At 68.5% G+C, this 13,691-nt stretch carries 13 protein-coding genes and 1 tRNA gene; 8 read left to right on the top strand and 6 right to left on the bottom strand.

Annotated elements, in window-relative coordinates; translation table 11 throughout:
- Positions 1-181: 181 nt before the first annotated feature.
- The 3 genes from ACODRV_RS14550 to sppA form a co-directional block, all read right to left on the bottom strand.
- The gene (locus tag ACODRV_RS14550) at positions 182-943 is read right to left on the bottom strand and encodes an N-acetylmuramoyl-L-alanine amidase (protein ID WP_141627453.1); all 762 of its coding nucleotides are present in this window, start codon (positions 941-943) and stop codon (positions 182-184) included.
- A 15-nt stretch (positions 944-958) separates the two neighbouring features.
- Complete coding sequence (locus ACODRV_RS14545; RefSeq protein WP_141627454.1) at positions 959-1,279, bottom strand: hypothetical protein; 321 nt, start codon at positions 1,277-1,279, stop codon at positions 959-961.
- 116 nt (positions 1,280-1,395) lie between these two features.
- Positions 1,396-3,177: a signal peptide peptidase SppA gene (gene sppA, locus ACODRV_RS14540; protein ID WP_488908792.1), complete on the bottom strand. Its 1,782-nt coding sequence runs from the start codon at positions 3,175-3,177 to the stop codon at positions 1,396-1,398.
- Positions 3,178-3,401: 224 nt separating this feature from the next.
- On the opposite strand from sppA, the gene panD reads away from it, so the two are divergent.
- From panD to ACODRV_RS14525, 3 genes are all read left to right on the top strand, one after another.
- Positions 3,402-3,755 (top strand): aspartate 1-decarboxylase, encoded by a 354-nt coding sequence (panD, locus tag ACODRV_RS14535; protein ID WP_141627456.1) that lies wholly within the window; start codon positions 3,402-3,404, stop codon positions 3,753-3,755.
- A gap of 72 nt (positions 3,756-3,827) precedes the next feature.
- Positions 3,828-4,583 (top strand): SIMPL domain-containing protein, encoded by a 756-nt coding sequence (locus ACODRV_RS14530; protein WP_488908791.1) that lies wholly within the window; start codon positions 3,828-3,830, stop codon positions 4,581-4,583.
- 608 nt (positions 4,584-5,191) lie between these two features.
- Positions 5,192-5,467: a hypothetical protein gene (locus ACODRV_RS14525; protein WP_488908790.1), complete on the top strand. Its 276-nt coding sequence runs from the start codon at positions 5,192-5,194 to the stop codon at positions 5,465-5,467.
- 179 nt (positions 5,468-5,646) lie between these two features.
- Here the strand turns inward: ACODRV_RS14525 and ACODRV_RS14520 are convergent, their stop codons facing one another.
- Positions 5,647-6,447 carry an SIMPL domain-containing protein gene (locus tag ACODRV_RS14520; protein WP_488908789.1) on the bottom strand — a complete coding sequence of 267 codons (801 nt, stop codon included), beginning with the start codon at positions 6,445-6,447 and terminating at the stop codon, positions 5,647-5,649.
- Positions 6,448-6,715: 268 nt separating this feature from the next.
- Between ACODRV_RS14520 and ACODRV_RS14515 the strand changes: the two genes are divergently transcribed.
- A tRNA-Ile gene (locus ACODRV_RS14515) sits at positions 6,716-6,788 on the top strand.
- 134 nt (positions 6,789-6,922) lie between these two features.
- Here ACODRV_RS14515 and ACODRV_RS14510 read toward each other — a convergent pair.
- A complete protein-coding gene (locus tag ACODRV_RS14510; protein WP_488908788.1) occupies positions 6,923-8,419 on the bottom strand; it encodes a hypothetical protein in 1,497 nt (498 codons plus the stop codon).
- Positions 8,420-8,434: 15 nt separating this feature from the next.
- Positions 8,435-9,916 (bottom strand): tetratricopeptide repeat protein, encoded by a 1,482-nt coding sequence (locus ACODRV_RS14505; protein WP_141627459.1) that lies wholly within the window; start codon positions 9,914-9,916, stop codon positions 8,435-8,437.
- A gap of 295 nt (positions 9,917-10,211) precedes the next feature.
- Between ACODRV_RS14505 and ACODRV_RS14500 the strand changes: the two genes are divergently transcribed.
- From ACODRV_RS14500 to ACODRV_RS14485, 4 genes are all read left to right on the top strand, one after another.
- The gene (locus tag ACODRV_RS14500; RefSeq protein WP_488908787.1) at positions 10,212-10,712 is read left to right on the top strand and encodes a GAF domain-containing protein; all 501 of its coding nucleotides are present in this window, start codon (positions 10,212-10,214) and stop codon (positions 10,710-10,712) included.
- 194 nt (positions 10,713-10,906) lie between these two features.
- The gene (locus ACODRV_RS14495) at positions 10,907-11,584 is read left to right on the top strand and encodes an SDR family NAD(P)-dependent oxidoreductase (RefSeq protein ID WP_488908786.1); all 678 of its coding nucleotides are present in this window, start codon (positions 10,907-10,909) and stop codon (positions 11,582-11,584) included.
- 11 nt (positions 11,585-11,595) lie between these two features.
- Positions 11,596-12,417, top strand: coding sequence for an HpcH/HpaI aldolase/citrate lyase family protein (locus tag ACODRV_RS14490; protein ID WP_488908785.1), 822 nt, complete (start codon positions 11,596-11,598; stop codon positions 12,415-12,417).
- A 96-nt stretch (positions 12,418-12,513) separates the two neighbouring features.
- Positions 12,514-13,635, top strand: coding sequence for a beta-ketoacyl-ACP synthase III (locus ACODRV_RS14485; protein WP_488908784.1), 1,122 nt, complete (start codon positions 12,514-12,516; stop codon positions 13,633-13,635).
- The last annotated feature ends 56 nt before the right edge of the window (positions 13,636-13,691 follow it).

Raw genomic sequence — 13,691 nt, 5'->3', positions numbered from 1 at the left:
CCCGCATCAGCCGCGCGCTGATCGAACTTCAGTTCAGGCCGGATCGATGGCCACAGAGCTCAACCCTGGGGCTAAGGCAGCACGTCATCGAGGGACACACCATCCTCTAAAAGCTGGACGAACAGGCCCAGGAAGTTACGGTCATGCGTGTCTTCAGCCCCTATCAGAACCGCACCGAACCCTAGTTCAGCACCCCGGTCGTGCTCTCGGCCGTCGCCAGTTGCAGCACGCCCATCAGGGTCGCCCGCGTCTCGCCGTCGGCGATCCCGTCCACCTGTCCCGGACGCCAGTGGCGCTGGAAGGCCTCGACGGTCAGCTTCGTCGCGTCGTCGTACTCGCCGCCCGGCTGCAGCCCGTAGCCCAGCCGGTGCAGACCGGCGCGCAGGACGATGACGCCCAGCCCCTCGTCCCCCGGACCCAGCGGGGCGCCCAGCGCCGCGATCCGCTCCTGCGCCGGTTCGAACCACAGGCCGTGCCCGACCGAGGCCAGCCGCTTCCACGGGAACCGCTCGCCCGGGTCCTGCTTGCGCTCCGGAGCCAGGTCGGAGTGGCCGATGATGCGAGCGTCGGGAATGGTCCAGCGCGTGCGGATGTCGGTGATCAGACTGATGACCGACGCGATCTGCGCCTCGGGGAAGTCGCGATAGCCGAACTCATGGCCCGGATTGACGATCTCGATGCCGATGGAGGCCGCGTTGCAGTCGGTCTCGCCCAGCCAGACGCCGCGCCCCGCGTGCCAGGCCCGGCGCGCCTCGGCCACCAGCCGCAGGATCGAACCGTCCTCGTCGACCACATAGTGGGCCGAGACCTTGGCTTCGGGATCACACAGACGCGCCACGGCGGCCTCTGCGGTCTGCATGCCGGTATAGTGCAGCACCAGCATGTCCGGAGGACCGCGGCGGGCGTCGAAATTGGGGGACGAGGCGTCCTTGACGATGAGCATGGCGAACGCCGGCCTTTAGCGGCCCGTACGCTCCCAGCCATAGGCGACCCAGGCGTCGCCTTCCTTGCGGGCCTCGATCACCTCGTCACCGGCGCGGCGGTCGCGACGGGTCATGGTGCGGCGGGCGCGGAAGGCCAGACCGGCGAAGAAGACCAGCACCGCGGCGATCACCGCGATCACGGCCACGGCGGCAGCGGTCACGACGGCCAGCACCGCCCCGATCGCCATCGCGACCATGGTGGCGATCAGGCCGAACAGCCACACCACCGGTCCCAGCAGTCCGTTGGACGGACGACGGGCGGCGGCGCCGAAGAGCAGGGGGTCGGAAGGGGTCATTGGGTCACCAGTTGGGGCGCTGCGAACAACGCCGGACTCCCAATGTCGGTCCACAGGCCCGCGCGGTCAATGCGCCCACGCTTCACAGGCGAGTGTCCGGCCACGCCCGCCCCCGCTCAGTAAGGCTGATCCGCCAGCACCGACGCGCCCGAGGCCCGTTGACGCTCCACTTCGATGCGACGAACCGCCGCTTCGGCCTCGGGGTCGTTCATGACCCCGCCGATGCCCACCAGCACCCTCGCCGCCTCGCTCGACACGCCGAAAGCCTTCGACAGGGCCTCCCACGGCGAACCGGCTTCCGGATAGCGCTTGAAGCGCACATCGGTATCCGCGGAGATGTTGGCCAGCGACTTGGCCTTGGCGATGGCCTCTTCCAGACCGCCCAGTTGATCCACCAGCCCGATGTTCAGCGCCTGCGCGCCGGTCCACACCCGCCCGCGCGCGATCTCGCGCACCCGCGCGGGCGGCAGACGGCGCCCGGCCGAAACGCGGGCGATGAACTCTTCATAGGTCCGGTCGATCTGGGCCGCGAAGGCGGCGCGCTGACTGGGGGTGAACGCCTGCGACGGAGACATCGAGTCGGCATAGTCGCCGCCGATGCTCAGATGGCGCATGTCCACGCCGAACCGGCCCAGGGCGTCGGACAGCACGAACTTGCCGCCGTACACCCCGATCGAGCCGGTCAGGGTCGAGGGCTGGGCCACGATCCAGTTGGCTTCCGAGCTGATCCAGTATCCGCCCGAGGCCGCATAGTCGCCCATGGACACCACCACCGGCTTGCCCGCCGCCTTGGCCGCGCGCACGGCGGCCAGGATCTGTTCCGAAGCTTCCGGCGATCCGCCCGGCGACGAGACGCGGAAGACGATGGCCTTCACGTCCTTGTCCTCGATGGCGTCATAAATCGCCTTGGCCGTGACGTCCGAAGCGATGGAGGCGCCGCCGCCGAACGGGCTGCCGCCGTTGTCGCGGCCGGTCAGGATCGCCCCCTCGCCGCCGACGATGGCGATGGCGTCACGACCCGATCCGCCGCGTTCGCCCACGCTCCCGGCATAGGTGTGGAAGTCCATGATCTCCGCGCCCTTGCCCGCGCGGCGCTTGATCTCGGCCTCGGCCTCCTCGACCTGACCGATCTTGTCGATCAGCCTGCGCTGCAGGGCTTCCTGCGCCGACCACGGCCCGGCCTCGATGGCGGCCTTCAGCTGTTGCGGGGTCTGGCGACGGTCCTGCGCGGCATGGGCCAGCGCGGTGTCATAGATGGAGGTCATCCACGCCGTCATCGCCTCGCGGTGGGCGTCGGTGAAGTCGCTCTGCGTATATTCGTTGACCGCGTTCTTGTACTCGTAGCGCTGCTCGAACTGGGCCTCGACGCCGTATTTGTCGAACGCCCGGCCCAGGAACATCGCCTCGGCCGAGAAGCCCGTCAGCTGGAACCCGGCGGTGTTCTGCATCCACAGCTCGGACGCCGACGCCCCGACCATATAGCTCGACACCGTCGTCCCGACCGGCTGGAAGCCCTGGCTGTGCGCGATCACAATCTTGCCCGAACCGCGGAAGCGACGGATCGCCTGACGGATTTCATCCGCCGCCGCCGGCGTCGTCCCGCCTTCCGGCAGACGGATCAGCAGGGCCTTCACCTTGTCGTCCTTCTGGGCCTGCGCCAGCGTGTCGACGATCTGCACGGTCGACAGCCCGCCGCCCCCGAACACCGCGAATGGATTCGTCGGCGTCTGGTCGCTCAGTCCCTCGCGCAGGTCCAGCTCCAGCACCGTATTGCCCGGCACAGGCTCCTTGGCGCTCACCGAGGCCACGACGATGCTCAGGAAGACAAGCGGCAGGACGACGAAGAACAGCAGCAGCGCGGCGAACACGCCGCCCATGGTCAGGAAAAATTGCTTCATGGGGTCGACACGTCGTCTCAGGCGCGGGCCGGGTCATGGCCACATTTTGACCATAGAACGGCAGGGCTTGCGGTCAAATGAACGTCTCGTCACGGGCGAATGCGCCGCAGCACATTCATGGTGCGCTGCCGAAAGCGTGATTGATGCGCCGCGCTGAAATCCCTATATCAGCCGCCTGCGAGCGGGGGCCTATCGCCCCGCGTTGTATTCGGACCGCGCTCCCCATGCTGGTCACGCTTATGAAGGCCAAACTTCACCGCGCCACGGTGACCCAGGCCGACCTCGACTACGAGGGCTCCATCGCCATCGACATGGACCTGCTGGATGCGGCGGGCATCTTCCCGCACGAGCAGGTGGATGTGCTGAACATCACCAACGGCGCCCGCTTCACCACCTACGCCATCGAGGCCCCGCGCGGCTCGAAGGTCATCGGCGTCAACGGCGCCGCCGCCCGTCTGGTGCAGAAGAACGACAAGGTCATCGTCGTGACCTACGGCCAGCTGCCGTCCGAAGAAGCCCGCCAGTGGTCGCCGAACGTCGTCCTGCTGGACGACGACAACAACATCAAACACGCCTGATCGCGGGGGGCGGAGCCAAAGCTTCGCCGTATTTGACTGGTCGTTTCCTCCTCACCTGAGGAGGAGATCACCATGTCACGCCTGCCCGCTCTCGCCGCCGCCTGCGGCGGCCTGGTGCTCGTCGCCGCCCCCGCCGGGGCGCAGGACTGGCCGCGCCAACCGGCGACCATCAACGTCACCGGCACGGCCCATGTCGAGGGCGCGCCCGACCGCTTCTCCATCAGCGCCTCGATCAACGGGCGCGGCGCGGATCAGGTCTCCGCCCTCCGCGCCATGGCCGACGCCCAGACCCGCGTCACCGACGGCGTCACCCGACTGCGCGGCCTGACCTGGAGCGAGTTCTCCACCGGCAATCCCGTCGTCCAGCCGGTCTACTCGGAAGAGTGCCAGAACCGGGGCTATGGCCGTCAGGACGGCTGCGACCCCATCGGCTACGTCGTCACCCAGACCCTGTCCCTTGAAGGCGCTCCGGCCGAGCGCGCGGGCGATGCCGTTTCCCTCGCCGCCGAGCGCGGCGCGCGGGACGCCCGGTTGACCGGCTACAGCCTGTCGGATGACAGCGGCCTGCGCCGCGACGCCGCCCGCGCCGCCTTCGCCGATGCCCGCCGTCAGGCCGACGTTCTCGCCGACGCCTCGGGCCAGCGCATCGTCCGGGTCGTCAGCGTCAACCGCCCGTCCGTCGAGAGGGAGGCGGCCTACAATCCGACGCCGGTGGCGATGGCGATAAGCGGCGCCCAGAACTTCGAGTCTCCCACTGTCGCCCTGACCGTCACGCCCGCCCCGATCAAGGTGGAGTCCAGCCTCATGGTGGAGTTCGAGGTCGAGTAGCCCGCTTGACCTCGCGCCTGCCCCGAGGCCTTACCTGTATCGGTGGGGGCTACAGACACATGAAACATCTCACGGCGGGTTTCGCAGCGCTGATTCTGTGCTTGTCTCACGTGCCTGCTTCGGCACAGACAGCCGAAGGGTCACGCCCCGCCCTGCTCCAGCGAATTGATGATCTGGCGAGATCTCCGGGAAACCGCGCGGATGTTGAGCGTGTGTTCGGCGTGCGCCTGCGAGCGGTTGAGGTAAACCGCCTTCGCAACGACTACGAGTTCGGACGGGGTCGACGAGTCGATTGTCAAATCCCTCGACTTCCGCAGCCCAGGTCCGGAAAACACGGCGGGCATCCATTCCATACTTGTCATTGAGGTAGACGGCGTCTGCCTGCGCAGGGGCGATGTAGAGCCGCTGTATGCGTTGCGGCGCGGCCTGAATACATTGGATATTGACTACCAGAACCATAAGGAAGCCTGGGGAACGCTGTCGTTCGGCTTTCTCCATTCGACCGGTTGTTTGACGCGCGTCAGCTTCACCCGGTTCACCTGATCGCCCTCTGACGAGCCCTTGACCTCGCGCCCGCCACGGCCTTCCTTCGGCATCGGAGGAACCCGATGATCCAGACCATCTCCCGCCTGCGCTGGGTGCTGTACGGCGGCTATCTGCTGGCGGCGACGCTGGCGCTGATGATGGCGTTCACGCCGGGACTGGCCCTGCTGGGCCTGCCGCCCGAGCGGATCACCTTCGTCCCCGCCATGATCACCGGCGCGCCCTGGAGCCTGCCGCTGTTTCTGGTCAGGCTCGACTCGGTCACCACCCTGGCCATCACCATGGTCGCCAACCTGCTGAACGTGGCCATCGGCCTGATGCTGGTGAAATCGGGGGACTAGGCGAGTGGCGAGTGGCGAGTGGCGAGTGGCGAGTGGCGAGTGGCGAGTTGATCTGACGGCCGGGTGATCCACAAAAGAAAAGCCCCGCTCGGCAATCCGGCGGGGCTTCACTTTGAGTAGTGGCGAGTGGGAGCGGCCGACAGAAAACTCGCCACTCGCCACTCGCCACTTCCCAGCGCTTACCGCGCCAGATCGTACACACCCGTGATATCGATCCGCACCGTCAGCTCACCGGCCGAGATCGGGGTCATGTCGGCGGCGCCTTCCATCCGCGCCATGGCGTACATCGGGCGCGGCGGTTGCGGGGCGTAGCCGCCGCCCTCGGTCAGCGAGCGGATGCCGCCCAGCGGCGTGCCCAGAGCCTGCGAATACAGGGCCGCCTTGGCCTGCAGGTTGCGCACCGCGATCTGGCGCGCCTGATTTTCAGCCGCCGAGGGGTCCTTCAGGCCGAAGCTGATGCCGTTGATCTGGTTGACCCCGGCGGCCACCACGGCGTCCGCCGTCGAGCCGACCCTGGCCAGGTCGTTGATGATGACCGTCACCTGATTGCTGGCCTGATAGCCCCGCAGACGCGGCGGGTTGTTCTCGACGTAGTCATACTGCGCCGACAGGTTCAGGCCCGAGGTCTGGACGTCCCGCTCATTAATCCCGGCACGGCGCAGGGCTGCGATGACCTGATTCATCCGCGTGGCGTTCTGGGCCATCGATTCGGCGGCGGTCGGGGCTTCGGTCACCACGGCGAAGGTGATGGTCGCCATGTCCGGGGTCGCCTTGACCTCGCCATAGGCCGACAGGTTCAGGCTCGGGCGTTCCGTCACCGCCTGGATGGTCAGCGGCGCGCCGCCGTTCGGCTGCGACTGGGCGTGGGCGGCGGGGGCGCCGGCCAGCAGGGCGGCCGCGGCCATCAGGGCGCCGCCCATCATCAGGGCGCGGTTGGAGACGGCGGGCATCGCGGCGGCGACAGCGGCGGGGCGGTTCATCGGAGAGGCTCCATGAGAGACGAGGTGTTGTTGCGAACACCTTCATCGGCGTCCGTGTTCCAACCATGGCCGTTCCCGCCTGAACGGCCGGTCAGGGACCATTGGCAGAAACCGTTCATCTGCGTGACATCGCCGACAGATCGGCGGCGAAGGCGCGGCGCGGACGCTGTCATCGCCCCTCCGGACCGGATGACGCCAACCGGGCGCGTGCGACGAGCGCTTGGCAACCGCCTCCCCCGCCTGCTAGGCGAAACCCTCCTCGCTCCGGGGGCCCGTAGCTCAATGGTTAGAGCCGACCGCTCATAACGGTCTGGTTGGGGGTTCGAGTCCCTCCGGGCCTACTCGGGGCCATCCCCCCATGATCAGCCCGCCTCAAGCAGGGCGTCGAGGCTCGGAAAGCCTCCGTCCGGCCGTATGGAGCGACAGACCAGAGCCAACCGCCGTTCAATCGCCGGACCGCAACTCGTCTTCACCCTCACCGCCTCCAGAAGCCGCCGCCCCCGCCCCGGCTCCACCGATCCTCCCCGCGATAACGCTCGTCCTGCACATAGCGGCCATCCCGGTCGTACCAGCCGTCGCCGTTCTGGTAGTCGTCGTAGCCGTCCAGCGAATAGCCGTCGTCGTAGTAGTCGACGCCCAACATGCCGTCCTCCTGGCTCCACCAGCTGCGCGGGTACGAGCCGTGGGCGCATTCCCAGCCCTCGCCCGGACGCCAGTAGGGCTCGTACCGGCCGCGATAGCGGTCGCGGAACTGCGGGCGGCAGACATATTGCGACCAGACGCGATTGCCGCTGGCCTGCACATTGGCGCGCGGCTCGCGATAGATGACGTCGCGGACGCCCGCGAAGACGTTGTTGGTCACCACCGCATTGCCCGCGGCGGCGGCCACCCCGACCGCCGAGGCGCGGATGCGGCTGTCGCTCAGACGCAGCTCGCCGCTGTACAGCACCACGCCCTTGTCCGAGCGGCAGACCCGGCTTCCGCTGATGGCGACCGAGGCCCCCTCGACCACCACGCCCTCGACGAAGCCGCAGATGGCGGTGTTGCTGATCTCGACCCGGCCATAGTCCCGCCCGGCGCGCACGATCACGCCGATGCTGCGCGGGCCGAAGGCGTTGGGCGCGTTGGTCCCCAGAATGGTCGTGGCGTTCAGGACCGACGGCGGACCGGCCGTCGGGGTGATCTCCACCCCCGACTGCGAGCCCGAGATCACGGCCTCCCACAGGTTCAGGGTCGCGCCGTCGGCGACCACCGCCGGGGCGATGGTGCGGGCCTCGATCACCGCATTGCGAATGTCCAGCAGGCCGCCGTCGGCATAGATGGCCGTCTCGTCGCCCGCGTGGCGGAAGCCGACCCGGTTCATGACGATCTCGGCGCCGTAGCCCACGATACAGGCCGCGTCGCCCGCGCGCGGCGAGGCGAACAGCATGTCGCGGATCTCGACCCGCACCCCCGCCGCCACCGTCATGCACGGCAGGCCGTCCGGCGCCTGCAGCGCGGGCTGGGCGCCGGCCCAGTCGCGCGGGTCAAAACCGCCCTCGCCGATGATGGTCAGCGGCTTGTCGATGTTCAGCCAGCCGACGCAGGCGCCGGCGCGTGAGCGGATCACCAGCGTCCCGCCCGGCCGCACCCGGCGCACCGCGTCTTCCACCGCGCCCGAGCCGGGATTGCCGCCGCAGTCGACCAGCACGATCTCCTCCCCGCCCGGCCGCAGCGGCGGCAGGCCGGGCCGCCAGCCCGAATCCCAGTCCGGGCGGTGGCGACGATAGTCATAGCGATTGCGGTCCCGGCGCGGGCCCGACGCCCGGGTCGGCGGGTCCAGCAGGACGCCGAAATTGGGCCGCGTCTGGCTTTCCACCCGCGCCGCCGTCTGGGCGTGGGCCGTGTCCGGCGCACTGACCGTCATCAGGGCCGCGCCGGCGACGATCGCCGCCACGCCGCCGATGAGACCGAAGGGGTTGCGGGTCGTCATGGGTTCAGGCCCTCCTTAACGGCGCTGCGAACGGGAGACCTGGGCCAGCACGGCCTGCAGGCGTCCCGCCGACGGGCCGAAGCCCGCCAGGGCGGAATCGATGCGGAATGCGACGGCCTGGGCCTTGTCCTGATCCGCCACGCCCGAGACGCCGAGCGCGAAATAGCTGGACATGGCGAACTTGGCCTCCGGGCTGCCCTGCCGCGCGGCTTCCTCGAACCACTTGAAGGCGCGGGCGTAATCGGCCGGAACCCCGATCCCCTCGGCGTACATGACCGCCAGCACCAGTTGCGCCTCGGACGATCCGTTCACCGCCGCCAGCTGGATCGCCCGCACCCGCTCCAGATAGGACAGCCGCCCTTCCATCGCGTGGCCCAGCATGGCCTCCAGCGTCTCGATCTGCCGCTTGGACAGGTCCTCGGGCCGCTGCGGCGCGGTCTCGACCACGCCCAGATACCGCAGGGCGCGGCCCACATGAATGAAGGGTAGCTCGCTGGCCATGCGGCCCAGCGCATATTCATTGGCGTCGCCGCGCGGACGGCTTTCGTCCGAGAAGGGCACCCCCGACTGCGGCGCGCTGTTCGGATAGAATTCGAACGGCGGCGTCCATTGCCGCGCCTTCACCTCGACGAAGCGCTGGTACTGCGCCCGGTGCGGCGACGACCGCTCGAAGTCGCGCATCAGCACATAGGCGCCCACGTCCCCGGTCTGCACCGCCAGATAGTTGTACAGATAGGCGTCCACGTCATTGCGCTGGAACAGGCTCAGCGCCGCCGGATAACCGCGACGGTTGCGGTCTCGCCCCGGTCCCCGACCGCCCTCGCCGCGTCCCCACGCCTCGCGGGCCTCGCGGTTGTCCTCCGGCTCGCCGAACGGGCCGTACAGGCCGTCATGCAGACGGGCCAGGGTGCGGAAGCCCTCGGCGTCCTGTGTCGACAGCACATAGATGACCCGGTCACGCACCGCCGACCGCTCGTCCACCGTCATATTGCCCAGCAACCGGTCCAGCTTGCCGTAGGCCTCGTGCCGCTCGAACGCGCGGCAGTCGTCATAGCGCGACAGCGGGCGCCAGCCGCCCCAGCCGTCGCGTCGGGTGCGGTTGATCGGGGCGTATCCCTCGTCATTGGCCAGCGCCATCGCCAGCCAGGTCGCCGCCTCGATCGGATCTTCAATGTTCTTGTCGGTCGCGCGCACCGCCGAATAGCGCGCGCCCAGTTCCAGCTGGGCGAAGAAGTCATTCTGGAACGCCGCGCGACGCAGCACCCGCAGACCGGTCTCCTGGGCGTTGAACTCGCTGCCGCTCATCGAGGCCGGGCGCGGACAGCTGTTGGACGCGGCGTCGCCGCCGCCCTGCCAGAACCGCACGCCGTCCCGGCCGCACGACGCCATGCCCAGCGCCGCCAGCGCAAGCACGCCCACCGTGGCCGCGATCGCCACCGGCGCGCGCGAGCCGCGGGAACGCGAGCGTCGTCCGTGTTCGCCTTCCCCGTCCGCCATAAACCCCTCGCACACCCACCGGGCGTCTCCGCCCCCCGACGAGCCGGAATCAGGCCCGTTAACCAAGTTCGTTAACCATTGCGGGACTGCGACAGTCCGGGCCAGTTAACATCCTGTCAAGGTTAACGCTGTTTTGCGACAAAGCGTTGCCGCATCACGGCCATTTTGTGCCGTAGGAGGAGTTTTCCACCGAAATCAGCGCCTTGCGAATGCCCCTCAAAGGCGAGAACACCGGCCTCGCATCCGCTCCGGCCTGCGCCTATATGCCTGCGACGCCCCGCCGGAGTTTGCCCTGATGTCCTACGTCGCCCGCGACGACCGCCCCGCCGACAAGGCCGCCCGCTATGCGGAGGTCGAGGCGGAAATCCTCGCCGTGCTGGACGGAGAGCCGAACCGCGTCGCGCGCATGGCGACCGTCTCCTCCATGCTGGCCGACGCCTTCCCGGCCTTCTTCTGGACCGGCTTCTATGTGGTGGACGAGACGAAGACCGACGAACTGGTGGTCGGTCCCTATCAGGGCACGCTGGGCTGCCTGCGAATCGCCTTCGGTCGCGGCGTATGCGGAACCGCCGCCGCCACCCGGACCACCCAGATCGTCGATGATGTCCACGCCTTCCCCGGCCACATCGCCTGCGACGCCCGTTCGGCCAGCGAGATCGTGGTCCCGGTCCTCGACGCCTCGGGCGCCCTGATCGCTGTTTTCGATGTCGACGCGACCGTTACGTCCGCTTTTGACGCAACGGACCGTTATGCTCTGGAACAGCTGATGGCCAAGGTGTTCGCCGGGACCGCCTGAACCGTCTGCCCCGTCTATCCCGTCCATGCGGCGATAGACGGTCCCGCGGCGCTCCCTCCGGTCAGTTTTGTTGTTTTCGTTGCGTTTTTTCAAAACCCGATAGACGGGATAGACGGCATAGACTGTTTTTTAAAACCGTCTATCGCCCGCACTATTCGCACTGTTCGCACTCGTTTTTCCGCCGGAGAGTCTCAATGTCTGACCGCGTGATCCTTGTGACCGGAGGCCACGGCGCCCTCGGCTCCGCCGTCGTTCATGCCGCGCTGGCCGATGGGCTGAAGGTGGCGATCATCGACCACGCCCGGGGCCATGCGGTCCCCGACGGCGTGCTGGAGCTGGGGGGCGTCGACCTGACCGACCCCGCCGAGGCGGCGCAGGCCGTCAACGCCGCCGCCGACCACTTCGGCCGCCTCGACGCCCTGCTGAACATCGCCGGCGGCTTCGTCTGGCAGACCACCGACGACGAACAGCCCGCGTGGGAGAAGATGTTCGCCCTGAACCTCTCGACCGCCCTGAACGCCAGCCGCGCCGCCCTGCCCTGGCTCAAGGCCTCGCCGGAGGGCCGGATCGTCAACGTGGGCGCCAACGCCGCCATCAGGTCCGCCGCGGGCATGGGCGCCTACGCCGCGTCGAAGGCGGGCGTTCACCGCCTGACCGAAAGCCTGGCCGAGGAACTGAAGTCCACCGCCGTCACGGTCAACGCCGTCCTCCCCTCGATCCTCGACACCGCCCAGAACCGCGCCGACATGCCCGACGCCGACCCGTCGAAGTGGGTCGCCCCCGCCGACCTCGCCCGCGTCATCCTGTTCCTCGCCTCCCCCGAAGCCCGGGCGGTGACGGGGGCGCTTCTGCCCGTCACCGGGAAGGTTTGAGCCCCGGGCGTATGAGATCCGCCCTCTTCCTCCCCGCCGGCAACCCGCGCGCCGTCCAGAAGGCCCGCACGCTGGACTGCGACGTCGCCATCCTCGACCTCGAGGACGCCGTCGCGCCGGAGATGAAGGCCGACGCCCGCGCCGCCGCCGTTCAGGCGCTCCGCGACGGCGGCTTCGGCCCGCGCCTCGGCGTCCGCATCAACGGGCCCGACACCCCGTGGGGCGCCGATGACCTCACGGCCCTGTCCGACGCGGGCGTCACATTGGTCGTCGCGCCCAAGGTCGATGACGCCGACGCCGCTCGCGCCCTGACCGCCGCCCTGCCCTCCGACGCCGTCCTCTGGGCCATGATCGAAACGCCCCGCGCCCTGCTGAACCTGAGCGCCATCGCTGCAACCCCGCGGCTGGAGGCCCTGATGCTGGGGGTAAACGACCTGGCCGTCGGCCTGCGCACCGGCCCGGCGCCGGACCGTGAGCCGCTCAAGCCATGGCTGGCCGCCACCGTCGCCGCCGCCCGCGCCCACGGCCTGCTGGCCCTCGACGGCGTCTACAACGCCTTCACCGACGCCGAAGGCTTCGCCGCCGAGTGCGCGCAAGGCCGCCTCTATGGCTTTGACGGCAAGAGCCTGATCCACCCCTCCCAGATCGCCCCGGCCAACGCCGCCTTCGGCCCGTCAGAGGCCGAAATCGCCCACGCCCGCGCCATCGTCGCCGCCTTCTCCGCCCCCGACGCCAAGGGCAAGGGCGCGATCCGGGTGGATGGCCGCATGGTCGAACGCCTGCATTTTTCAGAAGCCGAACGTGTTCTCAGCCATCTCGACCGGGGCCGCTGACGGGCCTATCTAGTCCGTCCAGAAACAGAACGCGCAGGCGCCCCCTCAAGAAGCGTGGCGCCGCGCGCCGAGCGTTAGGGGCGCTTAAGGAAACCTATGACCCACGCCGTCATCGCCGCCACCGGCCTGTTCACGCCGGACCAGTCGATCTCCAACGAAGAACTGGTGGCCGCCTACAACGCCTACGCCGACCGCTTCAACGAGCGCCACAGCGCCGAGATCGCCGAGGGCGACGTCGCGCCCCTGACCCACTCCTCGGTCGAGTTCATCGAGAAGGCGTCCGGCATCAAGTCGCGCTTCGTGCTGGACAAGGCGGGCGTCCTCGACCCCGAGCGCATGGCCCCGAACATCCCCGAGCGCTCGAACGAGGAACTGTCGGTCCTCGCTGAAATGGCCGTGAAGGCCGCTCGGGACGCCATCGCCGCCTGGGGCAAGCCGGTCAGCGAGATCGGCGCCGTCCTGTGCGCCGCCTCCAACATGCAGCGCGCTTACCCGGCCATGGCCATCGAGATCCAGCAGGCGCTGGGCATCGAGGGCTTCGCCTTCGACATGAACGTGGCCTGCTCCTCGGCCACCTTCGGGCTCAAGACAGCGGCGGACTTCATCGCCTCCGGCTCGGTGAAGGCCGTGCTGATGGTCAATCCGGAAGTCTGCTCGGCCCACCTGAACTTCAAGGACCGCGACAGCCACTTTATCTTCGGCGACGTCGCCACCGCCGTCATCATCGAGTCGTCCGATCAGGCCGCCCCCGGCGGTTGGGACATTCTCGGCACGCGTCTGAAGACCAGCTTCTCGAACAACATCCGCAACAATTTCGGCTTCCTGAACAACGCCGCCCCCGAAGGCATCGGCGCCCCGGACAAGCTGTTCGTCCAGCAAGGACGAAAAGTCTTCAAGGACGTGGTGCCGATGGTCTCGGACATGATCGTCGATCATGCGGGCGAGCTGGGCCTCGACCCCACCGGGCTGAAGCGGATGTGGCTCCATCAGGCCAACATCAACATGAACCAGTTTATCGGCCGCAAGGTGCTCGGCCGCGAGCCCGAACCGGGCGAGAACGTCATCATCCTGGACGAGTACGCCAACACCTCGTCCGCCGGTTCGATCATCGCCTTCCACCTGCACAACGACGGCTTCGCCCCCGGCGACACCGGCCTGATCTGCAGCTTCGGCGCCGGCTACTCCGCCGGCACGGTCTTCGTCCGCAAGCGCGCCTGACGACAAAATTGCGATCAATTCGCAGAATCGTCAGACAGCCAGCCATCTGCGATTGA

The sequence above is a fragment of the Brevundimonas sp. FG8 genome, from assembly GCF_057808845.1.
Note: the sequence above shows the minus strand (reverse complement) of the source record. Positions and strands in the feature narration are given on the sequence as shown.